This window comes from Enterococcus sp. DIV1094 (assembly GCF_017316305.2).
Classification (GTDB): domain Bacteria; phylum Bacillota; class Bacilli; order Lactobacillales; family Enterococcaceae; genus Enterococcus_B; species Enterococcus_B mangumiae.
In genome coordinates, this window is the sequence record NZ_CP147250.1 from 195614 (window position 1) to 220606 (window position 24993).

Genomic DNA, 24993 nt, shown 5'->3' on the forward strand with positions numbered 1-24993 from the left:
ACTTAGCTAGCCATTTCTCGAATTCTCTAGATATATGCTTCCCCTCTTGCAAATAAGGTCGCTTCTCCACTGATCATCACTCGGTCACCCAACCACTGACACGTCAAATACCCTCCTCGTGGAGAAAGCTGTTGCGCAATGAATTGATCTTTTCCAAGTTTTTTTGCCCAATAAGGAATCAAGTTGGCATGTGCTGAACCACATACTGGGTCTTCATTGATCGTTAGTTTTGGGAAAAATGTTCTAGAAACAAAATCTTCATTCTTACCCTCGGCGGTAACAATTACCCCAACTCCTGCTTGCAATTGGGTCATTGCAGTATAATCAGGTGTCAGATTTGCCACGGTCTCTTCATCTTCTAAAACAAAAAATAAGTCTCTAGCAAGATACGCCTCTAGTATTTTTACACCGATTGCTTGCTCATATTCTGGTAATATAGCGATTGGTTGCGGTAGAATACTTGGAAAATCCATCGCATATCTTTCCTCTTTCTTCGTCACAAATAACTCACCACTTTGCGTGGAAAATGAAATCGTGTCTTCCGTGATGCCATAGAAATTGAATAAGACAAACGCGGTTGCTAAAGTCGCATGGCCACATAGATCAATTTCACGATCCGGAGTAAACCAGCGCAATTCATAGCTCTTCCCTTTTTTTACAGTAAAAGCGGTCTCAGATAGATTATTTTCAATTGCGATTTTTTGCATGGTCTCATCTGATAACCACTTATCCAAGACATATACCGCCGCAGGATTTCCTTTGAAAACCTCATTTGTGAAGGCATCAACTACATAATAAGATAAATTCATTTCAAAACTACTCCCTTTATTTTTTCATAAATGTATTCGGCACAGCATAAATCTTCTACTGCTAAGCCCACAGCATCAAATATCGTAATACTTTGTTCGTCTGTACGACCATTTTTCTGATGAGTAACTAATTCACCTAACGATCCGAGAATCGCTGTTTCAGTCAATACACCTTCTGCTAAGGGAATCAAGTAATCGCCACTTTCCCTTTTTATTGCTTGATAATCATCTACATATAATTGGCCAAACGCCATCAAATCACTGGCTAACTCACGGGTATCGGGAGTGAATGTCCCGATCGCATTGATATGGGTACCTGGTTGAATATTCTTTCTTGACAAAATTGGCGTTTTACTTGGGGTCAATGTACAGATAATATCTGTTTCTTTCGTGGCTTCCTCTAGTTTTGAACACTCAATAAAAGTTAGTTCAGGGTAATCTTCTTGGTACTGTAAAATAAATTGTTTTCGTCTCGTTTCATCTAAATCATAGACAAACACACGCTGAATTGCTCGAACACAAGTAATAGTCGCTAGATGTGAAGCCGCTTGTTGCCCAGATCCGATCAATGTCAGCGCATTTGCTGATTTCTTTGCTAAAAATTTCGTAGCTAAAGCTGAAACTGCCGCTGTTCGTATCCAAGTTACGGCGTTTGCATTGACCATCGCAACGGGTTGTCCGTTTTTTGAATCGAAAAGTAAAACCTCTCCTAAGTGAGAAGGCAAATTTTGTTTGTGGTTATTTGGAAAAGCTGTGATGATTTTGGAACCAAAGTAACGATTCTTTCCTAAATAAGCAGGCATCATAGCAAATACATTATGATTCTCTCCATCAGGTAATTGTTGGACCATTCGTTTTTCTTGAGAAATCGTTCCTGCTTGAAAATCTTTAAAACACTGTTCCATCACTTTGATTGCTTCTATAAAACTCAACTGAGTGATTACTTCATTACTATTGATTATTTTCATGTTCCATCTCCTTTTTCTTTATCCTAATCCTCAAAAACAATACATTCAATGATATAATTGTATGGAATACAATTTTTGAAAGAAGGAACGAGCATGTCAATCAATTCTTATGAGAACTATCCACTGACTTGGCGTCCAGATAAAACAAAGTTACATCGCCCAATCTATCAATCACTCATCACGCAATTAGAGTCTGATATTTTATCAAATAAATTACAGAAAAATACAAGATTACCTTCCCAAAGAGAGCTCGCTGACTTTTTAGACATCAATTTTACAACTGTGGGTCAAGCCTACAAGTTAGGATTAGAAAAAGGATTACTCTATACGAACATCGGGAGTGGCACATTCGTATCACCAAATGCGTTCACATCGATCACGATTTCTTCCGACCAAGTGCCCGATCATATCATTGATTTTGGTTTAGTTAGTTCTTTTGAACAATGCAACGAAATGATTACTCCATTTATCCAAGCAGCCTCACAAAACCACGGGATCAGCGGGTTGCTTAGCTATCGTGAACCTTTAGGTACGAATTATCAATTGACGATTGCCAAAAATTGGTTGGAAACACAAAGCGTCTACACCTCAAATGAACAGATTGCCATTGTCTCAGGCGTTCAAAATGGCTTAGCAGTCACTCTCGCTGCTTTGTTCTCTCCTGGAGATCGTTTGGCAGTTGATCGCTATACTTACTCGAATTTCATTGAGCTTGCTCAACTTTATCATATGGAAATCGTGCCAATCGATTTTGATGATGATGGCATGCTGCCCGAATTACTTGAACAAGAATGCCGGAAAAAGAAGATCCATGGTATTTTTCTGATGCCTTCATGTAATAATCCTATTGGTTTTCAATTGTCAGAAGAACGCAGGCTACAATTAAAAGAAGTGATCTTGAAAGAACAATTGATCGTGATCGAAGACGATATCCATTCTTTTATGACCACTTACAATCAAAAGACATTACTTCCTTCATTCCAGCAATTACTCCCCGAACAAACCATTTATCTTGCAGGAATGACAAAGTATATATGTGCAGGATTGCGTGTCGCTTTTCTAGTATTTCCTGAAAAATATAAAGAAAAGATCCAACAAGCGATTTTCAATATCAATGTCAAAACCTCTAGCTTAGAGGCGGAGATCATCACACAAATACTATGTTCAGAAACCGCACAGAAAATACTTGAAACAAAAGCCAATTACACAAAGCAAGCAAACGAAATATTCGATACATTTTTCAACTTGCCGCGCCCGACCAATCCACTTCCTTTTTATCGGCCTATCGCTGTTCGTGATGACCTATCTCCACGAGCGATCGAACAAGCTTTTTTAAATAAAGGGGTTCGTGTTTATCATTCGCATCGCTTTACGACACATCCACAAGATGATCCTTTCATTCGAATTGCTTTATCCTCTAATCCTTTGGAAGTTTTAACAAAAGGGCTTGAGATCGTCAAAAAAGAAATCATTCACTTCCAACGGTGACTGATTCCATAAAGTCAACACAATTCCACTGACTCTTTTTATTTACTCCCGATCAGAACCACATCAAAGGAGCTCGAGACAAAAGTAAATTTTACTTTTGTCTCAGTTTCCTTTTTTCTTTTGTCATATAAATAAAATTTATCATAACTACCTATTTTGACTATAGTCAGTAGTGAATCCTATACTTCGTATGTATTAAAACTTAGGAGGAATTACTTATGATCACAGGGTTAAACTTATTAAATAATCCATTTCTAAATAAAGGAACTGCTTTTACAAAAGAAGAACGTAAAAAATATGGGATTGCTGGCATGCTTCCAAGTACTGTCCAAACATTAGAACAACAATCGGTTCAAGCATATGGACAATATTTAAGTAAACAAACAGATTTAGAAAAACGTATTTTCTTAATGAACTTATTCAATACTAATCGTACATTGTTCTATAAATTGATGGGTCAACATTTAGTCGAATTCATGCCTGTAGTATATGATCCAGTTGTTGCAGATGCGATCGAACAATACAATGAAATTTTCTTAAAACCACAAGATGCTGCATTTCTTTCAATCGATGAACCAGAATTGATCAAAGAAAGCTTAAAAAATGCTGCAGACGGTCGTGATATCCGTTTGATCGTTGTCACTGATGCAGAAGGAATCCTTGGTATGGGTGACTGGGGCGTTAACGGTGTTGACATCGCCATCGGAAAATTAATGGTTTATACCGCAGCTGCTGGTATCAATCCAGCGCAAGTATTACCTGTATCGATCGATGCTGGTACCAATAACGAAGAGTTACTAAATAATCCATTATACTTAGGAAACAAACATGCTCGTGTCGAAGGAGATTCTTATTATGAATTCATCGACCAATTCGTTTCATCTGCTACAGAATTATTCCCTGAATTATTGCTTCACTGGGAAGACTTTGGTCGTGGCAATGCCGCAACGATCTTAGAAAAATATGAAGATAAAATCACAACATTCAATGATGATATCCAAGGAACAGGTATTGTCGTACTAGCCGGAGTATTAGGTGGATTGAATATTTCTGGTGAATCTTTGAAAGATCAAACGATTCTAACATTTGGTGCCGGAACTGCTGGTGTCGGTATTGCTAATATCTTATTAGACGAAATGATCCGCCAAGGTGTACCCGAAACAGAAGCACGTAAGCACTTCTACCAAGTGGACAAACAAGGGCTATTATTCGAAGATACTGAAGGCTTGACTCCTGGACAAATTCCTTTTGCACGTCAACGTTCTGAATTTGCCAACAGTGAAGAATTAACAAATCTAGAAGCAGTGGTCAAAGCGATTCATCCAACAATTATGATCGGTACATCTACTCAACCTGGAGCATTCACCGAAGAAATCGTCAAAGAAATGGCAAGTCATACACCACGACCAATCATCATGCCTTTGTCTAATCCAACAAAACTTGCAGAAGCAAAAGCAAAAGATTTGATTGAATGGACAGATGGAAAAGCATTAGTCGGAACAGGTATCCCTGCCGATGATGTAGAATACAATGGAGTGACTTACCAAATTGGACAAGCAAATAACGCATTGATGTATCCAGGATTAGGACTAGGCTTGATTGCTTCAACCGCTACTCGTGTCAACGCTGAAATCATCTCACAAGCAAGTCGTGCATTAGGTGGGATCGTTGATGTCACAAAACCAGGCGCAGCTATTTTGCCTCCTGTTGCAAGAATCACTGAATTTTCACAAACGATTGCTGAAACAGTTGCTCAATCAGTCGTTGATCAACAATTGAACCGTGAAGAAATCACAGACATCAAAGCAACAGTCGAAGCAGCAAAATGGGTACCTGAATATCAAGATCTAGAAGCTTAACTCGCTTGATCTGCTAACTACTCTTTCATAACTATTTGCTACTCAAACATTTCTTATCAAAAAAGACTTGAAGTAGCAAATACGGCATACATCAAAGCCTTGGATCTGTACGAAACGAGAAAATAGGAAAACCAACGATTTCTCAACGAATAGATCCAAGGGGTGTTTTCTGCCGTAAACTATTGAAAATGATTAGCGACTAGAAGCAAGCTATTTTATAAGTATTTGCAATTCTCGTTAATCAAAGAAAGGATCTGTAAGGATGTTACATCAACAAAAAGCGACTGCTACAGTCACTAAAACAAAAAAAGAAGGCTTTTGGGACACAAAGATCAGTGGCGTCAGCTTGCCGCTCTATTTGATCATGGTTCTCGTCTTGATTGTTGCGATGGCATTAGGTAAATTGCCAACGAACATGATCGGTCCTATTGCCGTACTCGTCATTTTTGGTAATCTATTCCATTTTATCGGCACAAAGATCCCCATCGTTAAAAGTTATTTAGGTGGTGGCTCTGTATTTGCGATCTTTGCTTCCGCAGCAATTGCCACATTTGGTATTTTGCCTGATTATGTAGTGAAATCAACTGAAAACTTTGTCAACAATATGGGCTTTTTAGATTTTTATATCGCTGCATTGATTACCGGAAGTATTCTAGGCATGAATCGTAAATTATTGATGAAAGCTTCCGTCCGTTTTATTCCTGTTGCACTTATTTCCATGGTCGTATCATTTTTTGCTGTTGGTCTAGTCGGAATGTTGATTGGTAATGGCTTTGCAAATTCAGTATTGTACATCTCTTTACCCGCAATGGCTGGCGGTGTAGGTGCTGGTGCTGTTCCACTATCAACGATCTATGCAAACGTCTTAGGAACAGATGCTTCTGCTATTATCTCACGTTTGATCCCTGCCACAGCAATGACAAATGTGCTAGCCATCATCGGTGCCGCTTTAGTTGCTCGTGCCGGACAATCTATGCCAAAATTGAACGGGAACGGCAAACTAATGGAAAAAGGAGATCTAGGCGACGGAAAACCACGCGACGTGAAACCTTCTATCCCACAATTAGGTGTTGGTCTAATAGTTTCGATCACCTTCTTTATCCTTGGACAAATTTGTAATTTCTTTGTACCAAAAGTTCATGCGTATGCTTTTATGATCATCATCGTAGTAATTTGTAAAATCACCAATATTCTTCCTGAGTATTATGAAGATGCAGCCATCATGTTCAACAACTTGATCGTTAAAAACTTAACGGCAGCTGTCTTAGCAGGAATCGGGATTGCCTTATTGAACTTAAATGTTTTAGCTTCTGCTCTTACATGGCAATTCGTCGTCCTTTGCTTAACAAGTGTCATCGTCATCTCACTCGTTTCTGCTTTTGTTGGTCGTCTATTCGGACTTTATCCAATCGAATCAACGATCACAGCAGGGTTATGTAACAATTCAATGGGAGGAACAGGAAATGTTGCTGTTTTATCCGCAGCAAATCGTATGGAATTGATTGCTTTTGCCCAAATGGGTAATCGTTTAGGTGGCGCAATCGTCTTGATTATTTCAGGATTTTTGATGCAACTATTCTCTTGATTCTCATGAATAAAAAAACTTCTCGATCAGTGGTCGGGAAGTTTTTTTATATCGCACGAGTCAACATTCTTTGAGAAAATGTTTTTGCCATTTTGTTGAATGATAGCCGATACACTCGTAAAAATGATGCGCTTCTTTTCGATGTTCGCCAGAATTTAGTCGAACGCCATGATAGCCTCGCTCTTTTCCTTGCTTTTCTATCCTCTCCATCAATTGCCTACCAATCCCTTGTTTTTAGACGTTTGAAGAAACCGCTAATGCTAAAATATTGAACATCGTTGGACTTAGCAACGTTTCGTACTTCTGCGCATGTACATATCCTAATACTTTCCTTGTACTATCTTCTTCATAAACATCGATGACATACATTTCTGGTTGAGCTAAGATATTCTTCAATTGTTTCGTCGTTTCCAACAAAGATATTTCATACCCTAATTCTTCCTTATTAAGCTGATTTATCGCTTCTGCATCTTCCAAACGAGCAGTTCTAATCATTTGATCCTTCCTTTCTTTGTTGTGTTTTATGTACTGAGATAAGGATAGCCTTAGTCTTTCTTTCGATATCAAGCTTGGTCAATTTCTTGGTCAAAAGAAAAACAAAAAAGGAGAAACCTTATTATATTAAGGTTTCTCCACTGTTTTAAAACTATTCTTCTTCTTCAGCCATGAATGTATTGAAGACTTCTTCAATCATGTCCCATTCAGCGTCTGTTTCGATTTGTTCTAGTTCGCCTTCTGTGCCATCTTCGTTTTCCACATAGGCATAAGCTTGTAATTCTACGTCCTCATCTTCTGGTACGCCAGCTGGATAAAGTAATACATAGTTACGGCCAAATTCTTCTTGTCCATCAACTGTCAACAAGATTTCGTATAATGTTTCATTTCCTTGATCATCGACTAATGTGATATGTTCATGTCCTTCATGATCATGTGTATGATTGTGTTCTGCCATTAGAACCCCTCTTTTCCATTTTTTAAAATAGTTGTTTCCCCGAACCATCTAAATAATTTTGTAAAATCATCACCGCAGCAAGCTTATCGATGACTTTTTTTCTTTTTGCTCTTGATGTATTCGCTTGTTCGACCAACATGCGTTCTGCTTGTACTGTCGTTAGTCGTTCATCTTGATACTCGACTGGTAGAGAAAACATTTCTTTGATTTTTTCTCCATAAGCCATTGAGCTTTCTGCTCTAGGACCGATTGAGTTATTCATGTTTTTCGGCAAACCGACAACAAAACGATCGACTTCGTACTGTTTGACTAATTCTGCCAATCGATCGAAGCCAAATTCTTCTTTTTCTTCGTCGATACGAATGATCTCTACGCCTTGTGCAGTCCAGCCAAAAGGATCACTGACAGCGACGCCTACTGTTTTTGAGCCGACATCCAAGCCCATCACTCTCATAGATTCACTCCATGGTTTGAGAGATAGTCTTTAACGATCACTTCCATGATTTCATCGCGTTCATGACGACGGATCAAATTCCTTGCATCACGATAACGAGGAATGTAGGCCGGGTCTCCAGAAAGCAAGTAGCCCACAATCTGGTTGATTGGATTGTAGCCTTTTTCTTCCAAAGCCCGATAAACGATCGCTAATGTTTCGCTGACTTCTTTTTTACGACTATCATCAAAACCAAAACGTACGGTTTCATCTGTAAAACCCATGATTCTACACCTCTTTCCGCAGGGTAGTCAAATTACCCTCTACACCCTTTATTTTACTCGAAATGTGGCAAAACTACAAATAAATATTCTAACTTAGTCAGAAATATAAAAATAATAATGATTTCTTATTTTGATTGCATCGATTCCAACATTTGTGAGTAGACTTTCTTACAGTATACGTGATATTGACTTAAAAATAAGCCTTTTCTCTGTTTTTTCAAAAAATTCACAAAATATTCAAATAACGGACACGCATTGATTATGTTTTCTTGGCTTGACCCGTTTGATAGTTGATCGTATAGCCATCTTGGACATTATAAATAAAAACATTGAAAGAGATTTGGTTATCTTCAATACTTTGTGCCTCTAACTGAACACCTCGTGCCACTAGTTCATCATCTTCAAAATGTGGGGTTACTCGATAGCGAACATGATGATTTGTTTCTTTGATGTATGCGGCAATATCGTTCTCATGTGCAAGCATATAAGGGGTATTTAACGAACGTGTCCCCGTCATCAGATTTTTGATGTTATTATTTTGTCCAGTCAGCTGAAAACCTATCAAATGGCTTCGATTGTACAACCACTGTCCATCACTTAATTTTTTTTGCTTCCAACCTGTGGGATCGATATAAAGAGACTCACGCTTTTCTTTAGGAAACATCTCTTTTCCTAACATGGCATTTGCTTGGCCCACGCGATTCAAGCGGTCGATATCGGAATAGCTTTCCCACGTTCCTTTTTCTAAACTCAGTTCTTCTTCTGTAAAGGTTGGTTTATTGTGATTGATTTCGATTTCTTGATGTGTTCCATCATATTCTGGAACATTCGCTACTTGTGACACTTGAGGTTTTGAATCAAATAAACCTGTAATCTGTTGAATGAGATCAGAGTCTTTCTGGGTAGTGGAGATCCCTAATGCGCCCGCTAAAAGGGCAACAGCGACTCCTACGATTGCTTTCGTTGTTTTTTTGTTCATATATCTACTCCTTTATTCCGTTGAACTCCATAAATCTTAACATACGTTCCCCTTTTTATAAATAGAGAAGTACTTTAACTCCTTCAAAAGTTAGATACGCACTTTTAATCAAATTACTGAAATAAACGTATAAAGGCCATTTGATACCGCTCGTTCGTTAAGTCGTTTAAAATTGGAGAAACGCTGTTCTTAAAAAATGACAATCAGAAATAAGCGTGCATCCCCAAAATCGGCAAAGCAATTTCAGGGGTGCACGCTTATTTCTCGGAGTTGAGCAACTAAATGAATACTTCCTTTTTCCTATGACTATCTGTTCATTGCCTGTTCAATCATCGCCACTGTTGCTTGTGGATCTTCTACACCTATGATGAGACGGCTGAATTCTTCATCTTTTAATGTGATCACGACTGCATCTTCTTTTCTCTTGAGATCATAGAATATTTTGTTTGAGTCTTGGACGAACGTCCCTGCAAAGTAGTGACCATATGCGTCAACACCTACTCTTTTTTCACCAAATTTTGGTGTATCTTCCCACACATCCGGATCGGCTGTGGCCCCCATCACATTGGTCAAAGGGGTAGCGATCTCACTTTTCATCGCCCAAAGTTTTCTTGCTCCTTCCATGCTGATGATCAATTGATCATTTTTGATTTCAACTTTAGCCATTTTCTACTTCTCCTCTCTTTTGATAAGATTCCCTCGAAGCATGATTCGCTTGGCAATGATCGTCTCAATCGGAATCTTGTTCTTCTTTTCTAATTCGGCGATGACATTCGTTGCGAGTTTGTTCACTTCCTTGTCATCAGCTGACCGTTCTAATAAAGCAACGATCAACAAATCAATCAATCCTTCTTTACTGCTAGCGTCACATTCTGCCACATAGTTGAAGCAAGTTCTAAATAAACCAGCTTTACTATAATAAGCAGAATATAAACTGCCTCGAAGCAAACCAGTGGCTTTTACCAACTGACTGATTGATGTTCCTGCATACCCATTTTTAGCAAATACTTTGGCTGCTTCTGTCAAAACTGTTTCTTCGTTAAATTCTCTTATTCTTCCCATATCCTGATTATGCCATATTCTTGAACGATTGGTCAACAATATAGAAGAAAGCTTTCTTTATCTTAAACATTTGAAGGTACTTCTCATATTTAAAAGGCAATTTCTCTTTTTATACGTTTTATCGTTTTTTTGTAGTAAAATAAATTCAAGAAAATAATCATTGGAGAATTTATCATGCCAGAAAGAGATTTGGATTTATTACTTAATACCTGTTTGCTAGCCGGAAAAATCATGACGGAAAGCAACGCAGAGATGTACCGTGTAGAAGATACGATGAGCCGGATCGCTTCTGCTTCAGGAAATTATCGCTTAGTCAGCTATGTGACCCAAACAGGGCTATTTATCGGCTTTGATCGGACTTCTACGATCCGTATGGAACAAATCACTAATCGGACGATCAATTTAGAAAGAGTCGTCAAGGTCAATAACTTATCGCGAAAGTATGTCGCCAATGAATTGACTTTGGAAGAACTCTATCAAGAGTTACAAGAAGTCGAGAAAGATCGGCGGATGTTCCCAGTATGGCTGCAAATCATCAGTGCTGCGATCATTAGTGGTACGATCATGATTTTATTTGGTGGTGAATTGCAGGATTTGCCGATCACTTTGCTGATCGGTGGCGTTGGTTACATTGTTTATCTTTGTAGTTTACGATTTTTTAGGATCAAGTTTTTAGCTGAATTTCTATCCTCATTGATTATCGGTATTGCCGCCATTTTGAGTGTGCGTCTAGGGATCGGTCTCAATCAGGATTTGATCATCATTGGGTGTGTCATGCCATTGGTTCCTGGTGTTCAGATCACCAATGCGATTCGCGATTTGTTAGCAGGTCATTATGTTTCAGGCGTTTCTCGTGGAACCGAAGCCATGATGACTGCTGCAATGATCGGCTTTGCGATCGCCTTTATCTTTCAAATTTTCTACTAAGAAAGGAATTTATCCATGTGGCATGTAATCATTCAATTTTCTTTTAGTTTTTTAGCGACTGCGGCTTTTGCAATCATCACGAACGTTCCAAGGAGAGCTTTGATCTGGTGTGGATTCGCTGGAGCAATCGGTTGGATGATCTATTGGTTGTGTCTGGATATGGGCGGTGGAGCGGCTTTAGGCTCACTATTAGGTTCCTTAGGTGTTGCTTTTGCCAGTGATCTTTTTTCTAAGCAATTGAAAATGCCTGTCACGATCTTCAATATTCCTGGCATGGTACCGCTAGTTCCTGGAGGATTAGCCTATCAAGCAGTTCGCAGTTTAGTTACGGGTGCTTATCAAGATGCGGCATTTTTCACTGTTCAAGCCATCATGATCGCAGGGGCGATTGCCTTAGGTTTAGTGATCTCTGAGGTCTTCAACCATAATATCCGCAGTTTCAAACTGAAACGTGAAGCGATCGTATTGAAACGTCGCAAAAAAAAATGATTTTTAGTTGTTGTGGCATTTTATTTTTACAAAATTAAAAGCGATAAAAGACTAATCTTACAAAGATTTTGTCTTTTATCGCTTTTTTATCTGGATAGTCGTATCAAAACTCTGTTTCACAGGTTCAGCTAAAATGCCCGATACACATACTGATTTTCAGGCGCAGTGATTTTCTCTGCTTTTGTCACAACGACTGAAGGAATCTCTCGTTTGAATGGCTGGTAAAAATCCGTTTGGATCGTTCCTTCAACTTTGTACCAGTCATCATTTTGCACGGTCATTCCCTCTGGCAGATGAGTCAGCAAGCCAAACACGCCTGAATCGGCAACACAATGGATGATCCCAAATCGAAAGAGAAATGTATCAGTAACATTGTCATTTTTCGACTGATAGATAAAGCCTTCATAAGAAACTTTTTTACCAATAAATTCACTTGGATAATTGTAGATCAATTCCATGATCTCCAAATAGTTCTCATCAGTGATCACAATCTTTTGCTCGTCCTCATACTTATCTTTCAACTCATTCATCTGGTCTTGATAATCAGATTTATTGAAATAGATACTGGTATCCGGCTTCAGATATTGCGTTTGTATTTGTGGATCACCGACAGATTCTTTACTTAATGGGAAGTTGAAGCCTTTCGCTTCAACGATCGTCGTGTTTAGGCTGACAGTCGGAAATAATGTGCCAACGACGATTGGCAGTGCCAATAAAAGATAAGCAATCAATCGTTGATACAGTTTGCTTAATCCGTGATCATGCGAATCATGTGACTCATGCGCTACTTTTTTTCCATCTGCTTTTACCCAAAGATATAACTGGACTAAAGCTAATAAAGCCGATAAAACCATGGACAATACTGCCAAATAACGATAATGGACATTGATATATTGATCTAAGCGCCCTGATACTTGAAGATACATCATCATTTCAAAATAACCAGATAAAATCAAAAATCGCAGCATCTTTCTCCTCCTAAATAAATAGTGTAAAGCCGATCACACTTAATGTGACCAGACCGATCAATGAAACGATGAAGCGAGTTTTGAAGTAACGTTTCATCATCAATAGGTTTTTGATATCCACCATTGGTCCAAAAACTAAAAATGCAACAACTGGTGCTGTACCAAAAAGACTTAGTAAAGAAGAACCAATAAAAGCATCTGCTTCGGAACAAAGTGACATTGTAAAGGCTAATAACAGCATGATCAAAATAGCTAATAATTTTGTTGATCCTAAAGTCAGCATCACTCGAGTAGGTAAGTAGGTTTGCATTGCCGCTGCAATCAACCCACCAAGGATCAAATAGCGTCCTGTATCGAAGAATTCATCAATCGAATGAGTCAAGACATGTAAGACTTGATGACCCCATTTGCGCGGGCCAACTGACTCGTTTTCTTCATGTGTATGGTGCGCAGGTTCAACTGCCTCTGGATCAAACGGCAATTTTAAAATCGTTCCTTTTTGGATATAGGCTAACCAAATACCTACGATCAACGCCACAATGAAACTGCCCAACATACGAAGTCCCGCCATCTTCCACGTATTACCGAATGCAATAAATGTTGAAAAGATCACGACTGGATTAATGATCGGTGCAGTCAACATAAAAGCAAAAGCGGTGTGCACGGGAACACCTTTTTTAACGAACTGATGCACGATGGGAATGATTCCACATTCACAAGAGGGAAAGAAAAAGCCTAGAATCGAACCAACGATAATGGATAAAAAGCGGTTTTTAGGTAGCCACCGCTTCACACGTTCGGGGGTCAAAAATACTTGTAATGCGCCTGAGATGATACATCCCAATAATACAAACGGCAAGGCTTCGATAACGATCGACAAAAAAATCGTCCCCATCTGCAATACCGAATTTGGAATAAATGAAAACATATAATTTCTCCTTGTCATTTGAACTTCATTCGCCCATCAATATACGCTTTTCTACGGCAAAATACAAGAAACCTTAAATTTTTTTCAGAAGTTTAAGAAATCAAAAAAGCTTTTTTATTGACATTTTCCTCTTATGGATTTATTTTTAGCACAGTCAAGAAATCGATTCATCCCAAAAATCAGCGAATCCTTGTCACCTTTTTTGATTTGCTCATGGTTGAATCCTTTTTCACAAACGAATTAATGAACTACCAGAAGCAACTTTGAGGAGCTATCATAATGAAAAAAACGATTGATTTATCTGAAGTCCAAAAGACAATCCAAGAAGAACCGACTGTCGTTGTGGCGATTTCCACACCCGATTGCAGCGTTTGTCATGCAGTAATGCCAAAGCTAGAACAGCTATTGACCCATTATCCTTTTCCAGCGTACGATTTAGATGCCTTTGAGACCCCAGAAGTTGCTGGTACATTTCAAGCATTGACCGCACCAGTGATCTTGCTCTTTCATCGTGGAAAAGAAGTCGAGCGCCAAGCACGGTTTATTCGTTTTGAAGAACTGACAAAACGCTTAGATCAACTAAGTCTATCCGGTGAGCAAGTCAGCTATGATACTTTATTCTAGTAATATAAAAAGCTACAAGTCATTTTCATACACGAATGACTTGTAGCTTTTTTAGTTAAACACCCATTAAATAACGAGCGGTGATCGATTGTTTACAAGTACTGATATTTTCAGGGATTCCTTCATAAAGGATCTCTCCTCCACGTATTCCCCCATCTATCCCTACGTCGATCAACCAGTCTGCCGCCTTCATGATCTCTAAATTATGCTCAATGACGATGACTGTATTGCCTTTATTGACCAACCGTTCGATGATGTCCAAAATACTCTTGATATCTGCCATGTGTAAACCTGTTGTAGGCTCATCCATAATGTAGATATTCCCTTTTTTGCTTAACTCCTTCGCAAGTTTCAAACGTTGACATTCTCCACCAGACAACGTATTCAATGGTTGTCCTAATGTCATGTAGCCTAATCCTACTTCTAAAATTTGCTTTAGTTTTCGTTGGATCGATTTTTCTTCAAAGAATCCCACAGCTTCAGTAATACTCATTGCCAACACTTCATCAATCGATTTCTCTTTTAATTTATATTGATACACTTCTTCTTTGAACCGTTTGCCGCCACAAGCTTGGCAAAGGATCTCAACAGAATCCATGAAAGATAATTCCATTTTGATATGGCCATGTCCTTTACATGTTTCACAGGCGCCTTCTGAATTATAAGAGAATAGTCCGGCAGACACATTATTTTCTGCCGAGAAAACCTTACGGATATCATTCATGATCCCTGAATAAGTTGCTGGATTGGAACGAATATTCCCTGCAACAGCTGACTGATCGATCGTGATCGCCTCTGGATATTCTTTCGCAAACACCCCATTCACCAAACTACTCTTGCCTGATCCTGCCACTCCAGTCACTACTGTAAAAACACCTAAAGGCACTTTAAGAGAAGTATGTTTCAGATTATGCAAGGTAGATTTTGTCGTCTCGATAAAGTCATTCGTCTTTCTAGGTTCAGATTTGAAATCTGCCATTTGGCCAAATGCTTTCCCAGTCAACGTATCTGAAACGAGTAACCCTTCGTAACTCCCTTCATAGGTGATGTGGCCGCCATTTTTTCCAGCTCTTGGTCCTACGTCAATGATATGATCTGCCACTTTGATCACATCAGGGTCATGTTCTACAACGATCACTGTGTTTCCTTTATCGCGTAACTTGATCAACAACTCGTTCAACCGATGGACATCTCTTGGATGCAGACCAATGCTTGGCTCATCAAAGATATAGATGACGTCGTTCAAACTAGAAGATAAGTGCTTGACCATTTTCACTCTTTGACTTTCTCCTCCAGACAAGGTAGCTGTCTCCCGATTTAAAGAAACATAGTCTAAACCGATGTTGATCAGGTCTTGCAAACGTGATTGTAGATTTTTCAATACTGGTTGGATCATTTCATCTGTGATCTCGGATAATATTTCTAAAAGTTCATCCAATTGCATCGCTAAGAAATCCGCGATGGAGTAGTCGTTGATCTTACAATCTAACACTTTTTGGTTAAAGCGTTTCCCCTGACATTCTGGACACGTTTGTTCGTCCATAAAAGCGGCAATTTTTTTCTGAGTTGTCGCAGAGCTTTCATTGCCTCCTTTGATATTCGAACGATTGAAACGAGCCACTAATCCTTCGTAGGTCGAACTCATCCCTTCCATATATAACGAATCGATTTTTTCTCCAGAAGCATACAGGAATTTTGCCATTTCCTCTTTTGAGTAGTCCTTCAGAGGTTTATCATTATCAAAAAAACCTGTGTTCGTGAAAGATTTCAATAACCAAGAACCAATTTTGTAACCCGGGAGTAGGATTGCTCCTTCATTCAATGACTTTTCTAGATCTAGTGCTTTGTCGAGATTTAACCCCACGATTCGTCCGATTCCTTCGCATGCCGGACACATTCCGTGAGGATCATTGAATGAAAAATTCCAAGCAGGGCCTAAGTAGGGTGTACCAATACGAGAAAAAAGTAGGCGGATCAGTGGATTGATATCTGTGATCGTTCCTAATGTCGAACGAGAATTCCCCCCTAGACGGCTTTGGTCTACGACGACTGCCATGGAGAGATTATCGATAGCATCAGCTTCTGGTTGACTATACTTAGGTAGGAAATTCTGTACGAATTTAGAAAAATTTTCGTTGAGCTGTCTACCAGCTTCTTGCGCAATCGTATCAAAAACGATTGAAGATTTACCTGAACCGGAGACCCCTGTAAAAATCGTGATTTTTCTTTTTGGAATCTGTAAATCAAAACCTTTTAGATTATTCTGTCTTGCATTATGTATCTTGATATATTCCTGCATTGCTGATCCTCCCGTATGCGCTTGATATTTTTTAGTGAACTATTATTATAACATAGAAACAAGGGATTCCTATAGTATATTTTCAAGATACTCTTCTTTTGCCAATCAAGTTTATCTCAGGAATATAAGCAATCCCCGCTTTCATTTCTTTTCTTTATTATTTTCAAAAAAATATATAAAAAAAACAAACTATTTTTTCTGATGACCAGAAAAAAATAGTTTGTTTACTTAATTTGAACATTCTTTGCTTCTTTTTATTCGTGTTCTTCATTTTCATGTAAAGATGAGTCGGAATGCAAGAAATAGATCAATGTCTGTAATTCGTTTGTTAAATCGACATTTTGGATCAATACTTCTGTTGGTGCATTTAGACGAGCAGATGTAAAGTTCAATATTCCTTTAACACCAGCTTCTGTCAAGCGGTTCACAACCTCTTGTGCTTTTTCGGCAGGAATCGTTAAGATCGCGACCTCGATTTGCTGGATCTTGATTTGTTCGATCATGTCATCCATCGGATATACAGGGATGCCATCCACGATGCGACCGACGATTTCAGGATTGACATCAAACGCACAGCTGACACGGATGCTATTACTTTGGTGGAATTTGTATTTCAATAAAGCACTTCCTAGATTCCCCACCCCGATCAATGCGACATTCGTCAATTGATCATCATTCAATGTTTTTGCAAAGAAATGCATCAAGTCCTCTACATCATAGCCATAGCCGCGTTTACCCAGTTCTCCGAAATAGGAAAAGTCCCGACGGATCGTTGCGCTATCTACTTGGACTGCTTCACTTAGTTCAGTTGATGAAACTTTTTTCTTGCCTGCGTTATTCAAAATTCTTAAATAACGATAATATAAAGGAAGGCGTTTTGCCGTTGCCTTTGGAATTATATGGTCTTTCACTTCATTACCTCCACAGTATTTCTTCTCGATTTATACATCATATCAGTACTTGCACAAAAAAATCAATTTCGTTGCTCGTATATTGTGAATTTTTATTCTTATTCTCATTTTGGCATCCACTTAGAATCTCGCAGTAACTATGAATTTATGGTAGACTACAATAGAAAAAACAAGAGAAAATTCTAGGAGAATTCACAAAGTAGAAAAGAGGATTCGATGATACTATTACAAGCTAATCAAATCGCCCGCCATTTTGGCGCAGAGATTTTATTTGAAAATATCCACTTAGAGATCCAAACTGGCGCCCGTATTGCCTTGGTTGGAAGAAATGGTGCCGGTAAATCGACATTATTGAAGATCATTGCTGGTATCGAAGCGCCAGATTTAGGGAATATCGCCAAAAACAAAACAGCTACCCTTGGCTATTTAGCTCAAGATACTGGGTTAGATTCAACTGAAACCGTCTGGAATGAGATGCTAAAAGCATTTGAAGACGTACGTTTGATGGAACAACGAATGCGTGATCTTGAAGTGTTCATCAGTGAAGGTGATCCTGATACACCAGCTTATCAATCTTTCTTGAAAGAATATGATAAATTGCAGCATGATTTTTCTGATAAGAATGGCTATAGTTACGAAAATGAGATCCGTTCTGTATTGCATGGATTCAAATTTGACCCATCTTTTTATGATCAAAAAATCGACACGTTATCAGGTGGTCAGAAAACAAGACTAGCTCTTGCTAGGATGCTTTTGCAACACCCAGACATCTTGATTCTGGATGAGCCGACCAACCACCTGGATATTGAAACTCTAGCTTGGTTGGAAAACTATTTACAAGGTTATACCGGTGCCTTGCTAATTGTTTCCCATGACCGATACTTCTTGGATAAAGTTGCGACTGAAGTCTATGAGTTGAGTCGCAAAAAGATGCGTCATTATAAGGGTAATTATTCTAAATATTTGGATATGAAAGCTGAACAGCTGGCTTCAGATTGGAAAGCTTATGAAAAACAACAGACAGAAATCAATAAACTAGAAGACTTCGTTGCCAGAAATCTTGTACGTGCCTCAACGACAAAACGCGCACAAAGCCGTCGCAAAGCATTAGAGAAAATGGAACGTCTGGATCGACCACAAGGAGATGAGAAACAAGCACATTTTCTATTCCATGTGGCAAAACCCTCTGGAAATGTCGTCTTACAAGTAGAAGATGCCGCCATTGGTTATGATGGAACGATCTTATCGGAACCAATCAACTTGGATATTCGCCGTCAAGAAGCGATCGCCTTGGTTGGTCCGAATGGAATCGGAAAATCCACGTTACTGAAATCGATCATACAAAAATTACCTTTTATTCGTGGAAAAGAAACACTGGGTACAAATGTCAGCATCGGTTATTATGACCAAGGTCAGGCAGAGCTGCATACCAACAAAACGATCCTCGCAGAACTTTGGGATGAGCATCCAACAGTCCCTGAAAAAGATATCCGTTCAATTTTAGGTGCCTTTTTATTTTCTGGTGAAGACGTAGAAAAAACGATCCCCCTATTAAGTGGTGGAGAAAAAGCCCGGGTCGCACTAGCTAAACTAGCAATGAACCAAGAAAACTTTTTGATTTTGGATGAACCGACCAACCACTTAGACATTGATAATAAAGAAGTATTAGAAAATGCGTTGATCGACTATGAAGGAACGTTACTCTTTGTTTCCCATGACCGTTACTTTATCAACCGTATCGCCACAAAAGTGATTGAACTTTCAGAAAATGGGAGCAAAGTCTACTTAGGTGACTATGATTATTATTTAGAAAAGAAAAAAGAAGAAGAGGAGATTGCTGAACTATTAGCGGCTGAACAGCCCGAAGTGAGCACGCCTTCGACGAACAAGTCCACGTATTTCCAAAGCAAAGAGCAACAAAAGTTGATTCGGAGCTTGCAACGTAAAATCACACAAATCGAAGAAGACATGGCTAAACTTGAAGAAACTGTGGAAGAGCTTGAACAACAGATGGTCTCCCCTGCTGTTTTAGATGACCATGTCAAATTGAATGAACTAAATCAAGCGCTTGATGAAGCCCATCAACAACAAGAAGAAAAGTTGACTGAGTGGGAAAACTTAAGTCTGGAGTTAGAAGAAATCGAAACGATTCAGTAAGATCGTTCTCTCGATCTTCGATAAAAAAAACGCTGAAGCTGGCCATACTGCCATCTTCAGCGTTTTTTTTAGACTTGATGATGTAAGTCAAATACATGTTTCAATTCGACCGATACTGGCGAATGGTCTGGATTTGTTTCCATAAGATCTTCCATGTACACCCACCACTTTTGATTGATTTCTGTTTCTGGTACCTGACGCCATTTTTCTTCATCTTCAATCTCTAAATAGCCAAAAAGTGCATTTGTTTCTGGATCAAGGAAGATTGAATAGGAATGCGCGCCATGTTCAGCTAACATCTCACGCATCTCTGGCCACAAATCATTGTGCCGTTTCAGGTACTCTGCTTCATACCCTGGGTACAATTTCATTTTTACTGCTTTTTTAATCATTTAAATTCCCCTTTCACCATCTGTTTTTCTTGATGTGGAACAGTCATCATCTGTTGTTCTTAGCTACTTCTATATTTTCTAATTTAAAGCAAGCGTTTACAATAGCAAAAACAAAGGATAACGGTGGCAGATTCACAGGATTTTTTCAGAGAATAAAAAAAGTGACCGCGGTGGGTAGCCGCGGTCTAGGAGTTTATTTTTACTTGAGGAGTAAAAATGAAAAAGTATAGGGTTGTTGGTTGGTATGTATATAGAATAGAAGATAAGTTTGAAGAATTCCTCTATAAATTTTGTCTTTTATTAGGATAATTCTTTAAGAAAAAGTAAAACAGCGATTATTACAGTTATTTACTGATAAATGAATCATCCTATAGGATAACTTTTACGTGTTTACAAACCATCTTAACGATGATAACCAAAATAATCGCCTACTCTTTTGCTTGCTTTCTTATCCGCTTTTATTTGCTGCATCAAGAGATTGACTTTCTGTCGATTTTTGAAATTAAGCTTTCTTAGTTGGCGTCGAATAAAGACGAATCGTCTTCTCTTCATTGATTTCTGATTATTTTTATAAACGGTTATTTTCGGGTTGCTGTTTTTCATTGCTTTTTTATTATTATCCTTCGCACTCTCTTTACCCGCAGCAATCACTGACGATAATTGGTTGTGTTTGTTTAGATTGCCTTTTGATACTAATTTTTCTCGGTCATTAAAATCTTTAGGCTTTTCTATGATCGTCATCTTTCGATTCAGAACCACTGCTGGTTCAATTACCCCCATTCGCCTAGTCCTAGGTTCTTGATCGATTAAATCATTTATTTTGGATGCACGTTCTGTTGGCGAGTTATAAACTAAATCTTCCTTTGGATCCATTACTTGTGCTGCAACTTTCTGCAAATGATTTTGGAGTATTGGATTTAGCATAAAAAAGGCTGTTTTCGCTCGATTGATTACTTCTTCTCTTGTCTCCTCATTCATCTGCAGATTAAATTCCGGCTTATCCAAGCAAATAAGGAGGACTTCTTTTCGTGTAGCGATCTTTTCTTCCAGTAATAGAATCAATTGTGTTTGAACCCCATCATCAACATTTGCTTCCATTGTTTTAATTTTCTGTTGCTGGTATCCATGAAGTTTCTCTGAATCGATATTTAACCATAAATGCAGATAATCCGTTAAATAGAAATTATCTTTAAAATACTCGGTCATTTCAGCACTCAACACAGGTTGTTCTTCATTTTGACAGGACATCGCAATTTCTTGTGCATGCTGCAGACGCTCAATTGCCGCTTCCTTACTTGATGGAACACTTCCAGGTATCTGGCGCTTTTGATACGTTGCTAATTCATCTCTGATATTACCCGAAAATTGATCTAAAGAAGGCGGTTGACTTTCAATCGTCACCGCTGATTCTTGCGTCTGAGTAAAAATATTTCTGATACGTTGGCTGATTCCCATAGTATCCCTCCTCATTTCTAGTTGATAAAATGAGTATACAGTTTGAAAATCGTTCCGGTCGCCCTTCTTTTCTTAAAACTGAAAAAAATGACTTGGGGGGTTCATTAAACATGGCCAATACTTTTTAAGTAAACAACAGATCATTCCAAAAAACCGCCATGGAATGATCTGTTGTTCTTCATCTTTAAGAGAGGCGATGCTCCACTCTTTTATTCCATCAACTATACACTTCTTGTCTATTCCTTCTCGTATAACCATACACTGCCAAACTAAGGAAGAATAGAATATAAATAATCAAGATGAGCATTTCTCTTTGGTTGCCTTCCCAGGTTTGCCCCGATTGGAAATTTTTGATCATCGTCAAAATCCAATATTGTGGCGTGATCATCGAAACTTTCTGCATGAATTCTGGCATTACCTCATGTGGGATCAAAGCACCTGACAGTAAACTGGTAACAGTGATCAAGATGCTTTGTAAAGCCGCTGCAACGTTCGTACTTGATGCGAGTACACCAATAGCAATCGACCAACCTACCGCTAGTATACTGAATAGGGTCAGTAATAAAATCAAATCAAACGCACTTAACCCAGGATCGATATCGAATAGACCTGTCATGACGATGACCGCTAAAATCACTTGGATCAGCATAGCAAACATCGCAAAGATCGTTGTGCCAATAAAATAAGTACTTTTAGCAATAGAAGTAGTCATCAAGCGTGTATAAATTTTATTCCGTCGCTCTTCTTGGATAGTCGTCGTGCCAAAATTTCCTGCTTGAAATAAAAGCATCATCAATAAAAAGCCGATGATTTGAACCGACATTTGTTCAGTCGTTGCACTTTGATCTACTTGACGGATCTCGATTTCTGTCGGTTCCTTCAAGCGGTCAAGCAATTCACCTTCTCCTCCTGCTTCTGCTAATGATTGGATGCTGGCAACCTCTGCTAATGCACGTTGAACTAACCGATCCACATTATTTAGCAGTTCCCCTTTTTGAAATGTCCGTAGAGAAAGTTCCGGAGTTTCAGAAACATTTTCTTGATACCCCTCAGGAATCGTAATGACTGCCACCGCGTTTTGTCGTGAAAGTACTTGATCGATATCTTCTACCGAGGCAATTTTCTGAACAGCCACACGTTTTTCTAAACTCTCAATAAGCAACTCACTGTAGGATGAGCGATCTTGATCCACTACCCCGATCGTCAGCAAATTCGTTTCTTGATCGCCATAGGCAAAAAGATAAAGTAAGACACTTAAGAAAGGAATCCCGATAAGAAATAAAATTTGTAATGGGCGATTTCGCCAAAGAACGAACCGTTCTCTAATGACCCAAAAGATATCTTTCATTAGAATACCTCCCTTTTATCTAAAATAACGACTGACAATGTGAGTAGGACGAGCAATATGCCAACATTCCCATAAATACCTACCCAATGCAATGGATTATCCGTCCATAGGCTTTCTCTTACTGATGCTAAGGCCCAGCCTAGTGGTGAGAACCTCATCATTGTTTCATTCGTTGGAAAATATGCGCCTCCTAGAAAGCCAGTCAATTGGATAAAGATCTGCGTTGTGCTAGATCCAATTCTTTTTTCGCCACGATCCCCAACAGTTTCTAAAAATAGACCTAGTGCTAAAAAACTTCCCATAAGCGCAATGAGATTAAAATAAGAAAAACCAAACCTTAAATACCAAGGTACATCAAATAAAAATTGAGAAAGGAGCATCAAGAGCAACACGACGCACATCCCAAAAACAAAATGGCCGAAAAATGTCGATAAAATAATTTTTTTACGGCTAAGTGGCGTGACTAATTCTCTTTGCACCGTTCCATGTTGCCGTGCTTCGCGAAACATGCTTAGTCCAGTTTCAGAAAAATATAATACAAAGAGACTGATCATCGCAATCGCATAATATTGGTAAGATGTGGCGGTCTCTCGTTGATTTTCCTGATCGATAACTATCGCATCCGTAAACTGATCAGCTGAAACTAAGCCAGCAGTTGGTGGTAATTGTTGTTCCATAATGATACTTTGACGTTTGATTTCCTGTACGATTTCTACTAAATAGCTTTGAAGTATCGTTTTTTCCACATTGGACAGTTCCCGACTCTGCACCTCGACATGGTCTGAAAAAGACAAGTAGGCATCCGCCGTTTGTTGTCTTATATTCGCTAATCCCTCTTTTTTATTTGCCACTTCTTCAAAATGGATGGTGCCGTCAGTAAAAGAAGTCACCTGTTGGAAAATTCCCCGAACTTCTGGATCGTCGATTTGATATTGTACAGTCAAGGGTTCTATATCAGATACCAAATCATTATTGAACACACCTTGAAGCACTGCCCCGAGAATGAACATCAATGTGATCGGAAAAGCAACAAAATAAATATAATTAGATTTTTCACGTAAACTTTGTATCAGGGTTCGAATAATTATTTTTTTATTCATGATCGCTTCTCCTAATCTCTTAGCGTGCGTCCAGTCAGACTCAGAAAAACTGTTTCTAGATCCGGCGCTTGTTGTAATACATCCACTACCCTGACTTCCTGCTTGATCAATAACATCAAAATCTGGTTCAACAATTTACTTTCAAGCAACGTCATGATCTGCAATTGTTGTTTTTCGAGTGACACATTGATAACTCCATTGATATCACTGATTTCTTGGATATTTAGCAATTCTGGATTCTCCACGGTGATCTGTAGGTTGATTTTATCTGTTACAAGACTCACTAAATCTTCCTCGCTGCCGAAAGCAATCACTTGGCCTTGATCGATAATGACGATCTCATCTGCCAAACGCGCAACTTCTTCCATGTAGTGACTTGTATAGATGATCGTCGTGCCGTTTTCTTTCATTTTTTCGATTGCTGATAAGATATAATTCCTAGATTGTGGGTCGATTCCGACCGTCGGCTCATCCATGATCAGTAAAGCAGGTCGATGGGCAATCGCCATCGCAATATTCAACCGTCGTTGCATCCCACCAGAAAAAGCACTCGGTCGTTCTTTTCTTCGTTCATATAGATCAACCGTTCGCAGTGCTTGTTCTACACTATTTTTTAATTCTTCTCCTCTGATTCCATAGAGTCCACAAAAAAAGCGAACATTTTCTTCAGCCGATAGATCATAATAAATCGCTAGGTCTTGTGGAACCACGCCTAATTTTCTTCTAAGTTCTCTTTTTCGTTCGCTCATCTCTTCTGAAAACAACTGAACAGTTCCCGATGTTTTATTCAACAGACCAGTGATCATATTGATCACGGTTGACTTCCCTGCTCCGTTTGGTCCTAACAATCCTAAAATCGTTCCTTCAGGCACCTCAAATGATACATTGTCCACAGCAACCTTCTGTCCAAACTTTTTAGTCAATTTTTGCACGCTCAATACATTCATCTAATCACTCCTTTCTTATATTCTATAAA

General features: G+C 38.8%; 26 protein-coding genes. 7 read left to right on the top strand and 19 right to left on the bottom strand.

Annotated features, from left to right (window positions below; genetic code table 11):
• Window positions 1-26 precede the first annotated feature (26 nt).
• Both DOK79_RS00945 and DOK79_RS00950 read right to left on the bottom strand, forming a co-directional pair.
• Window positions 27-809, bottom strand: coding sequence for a PhzF family phenazine biosynthesis protein (locus DOK79_RS00945; protein ID WP_206853446.1), 783 nt, complete (start codon window positions 807-809; stop codon window positions 27-29).
• The gene (locus DOK79_RS00950; RefSeq protein ID WP_206853442.1) at window positions 806-1777 is read right to left on the bottom strand and encodes an ornithine cyclodeaminase family protein; all 972 of its coding nucleotides are present in this window, start codon (window positions 1775-1777) and stop codon (window positions 806-808) included. The genes DOK79_RS00945 and DOK79_RS00950 overlap by 4 nt, the downstream gene beginning before the upstream one ends.
• A 93-nt stretch (window positions 1778-1870) precedes the next feature.
• On the opposite strand from DOK79_RS00950, the gene DOK79_RS00955 reads away from it, so the two are divergent.
• From DOK79_RS00955 to DOK79_RS00965, 3 genes are all read left to right on the top strand, one after another.
• The gene (locus DOK79_RS00955) at window positions 1871-3265 is read left to right on the top strand and encodes a PLP-dependent aminotransferase family protein (RefSeq protein ID WP_206853439.1); all 1395 of its coding nucleotides are present in this window, start codon (window positions 1871-1873) and stop codon (window positions 3263-3265) included.
• Window positions 3266-3483: 218 nt separating this feature from the next.
• Window positions 3484-5124, top strand: coding sequence for a malolactic enzyme (locus tag DOK79_RS00960; RefSeq protein WP_206853436.1), 1641 nt, complete (start codon window positions 3484-3486; stop codon window positions 5122-5124).
• A gap of 262 nt (window positions 5125-5386) precedes the next feature.
• Entirely contained in the window at window positions 5387-6709 is a 1323-nt protein-coding gene (locus tag DOK79_RS00965; protein WP_206853433.1) for a 2-hydroxycarboxylate transporter family protein, read from the top strand.
• A 60-nt stretch (window positions 6710-6769) separates the two neighbouring features.
• Here the strand turns inward: DOK79_RS00965 and DOK79_RS00970 are convergent, their stop codons facing one another.
• The 8 genes from DOK79_RS00970 to DOK79_RS01005 form a co-directional block, all read right to left on the bottom strand.
• The gene (locus DOK79_RS00970; RefSeq protein ID WP_339092641.1) at window positions 6770-6919 is read right to left on the bottom strand and encodes a hypothetical protein; all 150 of its coding nucleotides are present in this window, start codon (window positions 6917-6919) and stop codon (window positions 6770-6772) included.
• Between the two features lie 24 nt (window positions 6920-6943).
• Window positions 6944-7204 carry a hypothetical protein gene (locus DOK79_RS00975; RefSeq protein WP_339092643.1) on the bottom strand — a complete coding sequence of 87 codons (261 nt, stop codon included), beginning with the start codon at window positions 7202-7204 and terminating at the stop codon, window positions 6944-6946.
• 151 nt (window positions 7205-7355) lie between these two features.
• The gene (locus DOK79_RS00980) at window positions 7356-7661 is read right to left on the bottom strand and encodes a DUF1292 domain-containing protein (protein WP_010734809.1); all 306 of its coding nucleotides are present in this window, start codon (window positions 7659-7661) and stop codon (window positions 7356-7358) included.
• Window positions 7662-7683: 22 nt separating this feature from the next.
• Window positions 7684-8115 carry a Holliday junction resolvase RuvX gene (gene ruvX / locus DOK79_RS00985; protein WP_206853431.1) on the bottom strand — a complete coding sequence of 144 codons (432 nt, stop codon included), beginning with the start codon at window positions 8113-8115 and terminating at the stop codon, window positions 7684-7686.
• Window positions 8112-8378, bottom strand: coding sequence for an IreB family regulatory phosphoprotein (locus DOK79_RS00990; RefSeq protein ID WP_002290885.1), 267 nt, complete (start codon window positions 8376-8378; stop codon window positions 8112-8114). Before DOK79_RS00990 ends, ruvX begins: the two co-directional genes overlap by 4 nt.
• 259 nt (window positions 8379-8637) lie before the next feature.
• Window positions 8638-9357 carry a DNA/RNA non-specific endonuclease gene (locus DOK79_RS00995; protein ID WP_206853428.1) on the bottom strand — a complete coding sequence of 240 codons (720 nt, stop codon included), beginning with the start codon at window positions 9355-9357 and terminating at the stop codon, window positions 8638-8640.
• 306 nt (window positions 9358-9663) lie between these two features.
• Window positions 9664-10023, bottom strand: coding sequence for a hypothetical protein (locus DOK79_RS01000; protein ID WP_206853424.1), 360 nt, complete (start codon window positions 10021-10023; stop codon window positions 9664-9666).
• Window positions 10024-10026: 3 nt separating this feature from the next.
• Window positions 10027-10419: a helix-turn-helix domain-containing protein gene (locus DOK79_RS01005; RefSeq protein WP_206853421.1), complete on the bottom strand. Its 393-nt coding sequence runs from the start codon at window positions 10417-10419 to the stop codon at window positions 10027-10029.
• 174 nt (window positions 10420-10593) lie between these two features.
• Between DOK79_RS01005 and DOK79_RS01010 the strand changes: the two genes are divergently transcribed.
• Window positions 10594-11346, top strand: a complete 753-nt coding sequence (locus DOK79_RS01010) for a threonine/serine exporter family protein (RefSeq protein ID WP_206853418.1) — start codon at window positions 10594-10596, stop codon at window positions 11344-11346.
• 15 nt (window positions 11347-11361) lie between these two features.
• On the top strand, window positions 11362-11835 hold the full coding sequence (locus DOK79_RS01015) for a threonine/serine exporter family protein (protein WP_206853415.1): 474 nt from the start codon (window positions 11362-11364) through the stop codon (window positions 11833-11835).
• 128 nt (window positions 11836-11963) lie between these two features.
• Here the strand turns inward: DOK79_RS01015 and DOK79_RS01020 are convergent, their stop codons facing one another.
• Both DOK79_RS01020 and DOK79_RS01025 read right to left on the bottom strand, forming a co-directional pair.
• Entirely contained in the window at window positions 11964-12803 is an 840-nt protein-coding gene (locus tag DOK79_RS01020; RefSeq protein WP_206853414.1) for a TIGR03943 family putative permease subunit, read from the bottom strand.
• 10 nt (window positions 12804-12813) lie between these two features.
• On the bottom strand, window positions 12814-13731 hold the full coding sequence (locus DOK79_RS01025; protein WP_206853412.1) for a permease: 918 nt from the start codon (window positions 13729-13731) through the stop codon (window positions 12814-12816).
• 279 nt (window positions 13732-14010) lie between these two features.
• Here DOK79_RS01025 and DOK79_RS01030 point away from each other — a divergent pair, with 279 nt between their 5' ends.
• Entirely contained in the window at window positions 14011-14355 is a 345-nt protein-coding gene (locus tag DOK79_RS01030) for a thioredoxin family protein (RefSeq protein ID WP_206853410.1), read from the top strand.
• 55 nt (window positions 14356-14410) lie between these two features.
• Here the strand turns inward: DOK79_RS01030 and DOK79_RS01035 are convergent, their stop codons facing one another.
• Together DOK79_RS01035 and DOK79_RS01040 are read right to left on the bottom strand one after the other, a co-directional pair.
• Entirely contained in the window at window positions 14411-16654 is a 2244-nt protein-coding gene (locus tag DOK79_RS01035) for an ATP-binding cassette domain-containing protein (RefSeq protein ID WP_206853408.1), read from the bottom strand.
• Between the two features lie 254 nt (window positions 16655-16908).
• Window positions 16909-17565 (bottom strand): redox-sensing transcriptional repressor Rex, encoded by a 657-nt coding sequence (locus DOK79_RS01040; RefSeq protein ID WP_206853406.1) that lies wholly within the window; start codon window positions 17563-17565, stop codon window positions 16909-16911.
• Between the two features lie 216 nt (window positions 17566-17781).
• On the opposite strand from DOK79_RS01040, the gene DOK79_RS01045 reads away from it, so the two are divergent.
• A complete protein-coding gene (locus DOK79_RS01045) occupies window positions 17782-19722 on the top strand; it encodes an ABC-F family ATP-binding cassette domain-containing protein (protein WP_206853405.1) in 1941 nt (646 codons plus the stop codon).
• 68 nt (window positions 19723-19790) lie between these two features.
• Here the strand turns inward: DOK79_RS01045 and rhaM are convergent, their stop codons facing one another.
• From rhaM to DOK79_RS01070, 5 genes are all read right to left on the bottom strand, one after another.
• Window positions 19791-20114 (bottom strand): L-rhamnose mutarotase, encoded by a 324-nt coding sequence (gene rhaM / locus DOK79_RS01050; RefSeq protein WP_206853401.1) that lies wholly within the window; start codon window positions 20112-20114, stop codon window positions 19791-19793.
• A gap of 402 nt (window positions 20115-20516) precedes the next feature.
• The gene (locus DOK79_RS01055; protein ID WP_206853399.1) at window positions 20517-21569 is read right to left on the bottom strand and encodes a hypothetical protein; all 1053 of its coding nucleotides are present in this window, start codon (window positions 21567-21569) and stop codon (window positions 20517-20519) included.
• A gap of 217 nt (window positions 21570-21786) precedes the next feature.
• Window positions 21787-22917: an ABC transporter permease gene (locus DOK79_RS01060; RefSeq protein ID WP_206853396.1), complete on the bottom strand. Its 1131-nt coding sequence runs from the start codon at window positions 22915-22917 to the stop codon at window positions 21787-21789.
• Entirely contained in the window at window positions 22917-24017 is a 1101-nt protein-coding gene (locus tag DOK79_RS01065) for an ABC transporter permease (RefSeq protein WP_206853392.1), read from the bottom strand. The genes DOK79_RS01060 and DOK79_RS01065 overlap by 1 nt, the downstream gene beginning before the upstream one ends.
• 11 nt (window positions 24018-24028) lie before the next feature.
• Window positions 24029-24964, bottom strand: coding sequence for an ABC transporter ATP-binding protein (locus DOK79_RS01070; RefSeq protein ID WP_206853390.1), 936 nt, complete (start codon window positions 24962-24964; stop codon window positions 24029-24031).
• Window positions 24965-24993 lie beyond the last annotated feature (29 nt).

Coding starts and splice junctions, on each gene's coding strand:
- DOK79_RS00945 (WP_206853446.1), bottom strand. CDS start 809: ATGAATTTATCTTATTATGTAGTTGATGCCTTCACAAATGAGGTTTTC.
- DOK79_RS00950 (WP_206853442.1), bottom strand. CDS start 1,777: ATGAAAATAATCAATAGTAATGAAGTAATCACTCAGTTGAGTTTTATA.
- DOK79_RS00955 (WP_206853439.1), top strand. CDS start 1,871: ATGTCAATCAATTCTTATGAGAACTATCCACTGACTTGGCGTCCAGAT.
- DOK79_RS00960 (WP_206853436.1), top strand. CDS start 3,484: ATGATCACAGGGTTAAACTTATTAAATAATCCATTTCTAAATAAAGGA.
- DOK79_RS00965 (WP_206853433.1), top strand. CDS start 5,387: ATGTTACATCAACAAAAAGCGACTGCTACAGTCACTAAAACAAAAAAA.
- DOK79_RS00970 (WP_339092641.1), bottom strand. CDS start 6,919: ATGGAGAGGATAGAAAAGCAAGGAAAAGAGCGAGGCTATCATGGCGTT.
- DOK79_RS00975 (WP_339092643.1), bottom strand. CDS start 7,204: ATGATTAGAACTGCTCGTTTGGAAGATGCAGAAGCGATAAATCAGCTT.
- DOK79_RS00980 (WP_010734809.1), bottom strand. CDS start 7,661: ATGGCAGAACACAATCATACACATGATCATGAAGGACATGAACATATC.
- ruvX (WP_206853431.1), bottom strand. CDS start 8,115: ATGAGAGTGATGGGCTTGGATGTCGGCTCAAAAACAGTAGGCGTCGCT.
- DOK79_RS00990 (WP_002290885.1), bottom strand. CDS start 8,378: ATGGGTTTTACAGATGAAACCGTACGTTTTGGTTTTGATGATAGTCGT.
- DOK79_RS00995 (WP_206853428.1), bottom strand. CDS start 9,357: ATGAACAAAAAAACAACGAAAGCAATCGTAGGAGTCGCTGTTGCCCTT.
- DOK79_RS01000 (WP_206853424.1), bottom strand. CDS start 10,023: ATGGCTAAAGTTGAAATCAAAAATGATCAATTGATCATCAGCATGGAA.
- DOK79_RS01005 (WP_206853421.1), bottom strand. CDS start 10,419: ATGGGAAGAATAAGAGAATTTAACGAAGAAACAGTTTTGACAGAAGCA.
- DOK79_RS01010 (WP_206853418.1), top strand. CDS start 10,594: ATGCCAGAAAGAGATTTGGATTTATTACTTAATACCTGTTTGCTAGCC.
- DOK79_RS01015 (WP_206853415.1), top strand. CDS start 11,362: ATGTGGCATGTAATCATTCAATTTTCTTTTAGTTTTTTAGCGACTGCG.
- DOK79_RS01020 (WP_206853414.1), bottom strand. CDS start 12,803: ATGCTGCGATTTTTGATTTTATCTGGTTATTTTGAAATGATGATGTAT.
- DOK79_RS01025 (WP_206853412.1), bottom strand. CDS start 13,731: ATGTTTTCATTTATTCCAAATTCGGTATTGCAGATGGGGACGATTTTT.
- DOK79_RS01030 (WP_206853410.1), top strand. CDS start 14,011: ATGAAAAAAACGATTGATTTATCTGAAGTCCAAAAGACAATCCAAGAA.
- DOK79_RS01035 (WP_206853408.1), bottom strand. CDS start 16,654: ATGCAGGAATATATCAAGATACATAATGCAAGACAGAATAATCTAAAA.
- DOK79_RS01045 (WP_206853405.1), top strand. CDS start 17,782: ATGATACTATTACAAGCTAATCAAATCGCCCGCCATTTTGGCGCAGAG.
- rhaM (WP_206853401.1), bottom strand. CDS start 20,114: ATGATTAAAAAAGCAGTAAAAATGAAATTGTACCCAGGGTATGAAGCA.
- DOK79_RS01055 (WP_206853399.1), bottom strand. CDS start 21,569: ATGGGAATCAGCCAACGTATCAGAAATATTTTTACTCAGACGCAAGAA.
- DOK79_RS01060 (WP_206853396.1), bottom strand. CDS start 22,917: ATGAAAGATATCTTTTGGGTCATTAGAGAACGGTTCGTTCTTTGGCGA.
- DOK79_RS01065 (WP_206853392.1), bottom strand. CDS start 24,017: ATGAATAAAAAAATAATTATTCGAACCCTGATACAAAGTTTACGTGAA.
- DOK79_RS01070 (WP_206853390.1), bottom strand. CDS start 24,964: ATGAATGTATTGAGCGTGCAAAAATTGACTAAAAAGTTTGGACAGAAG.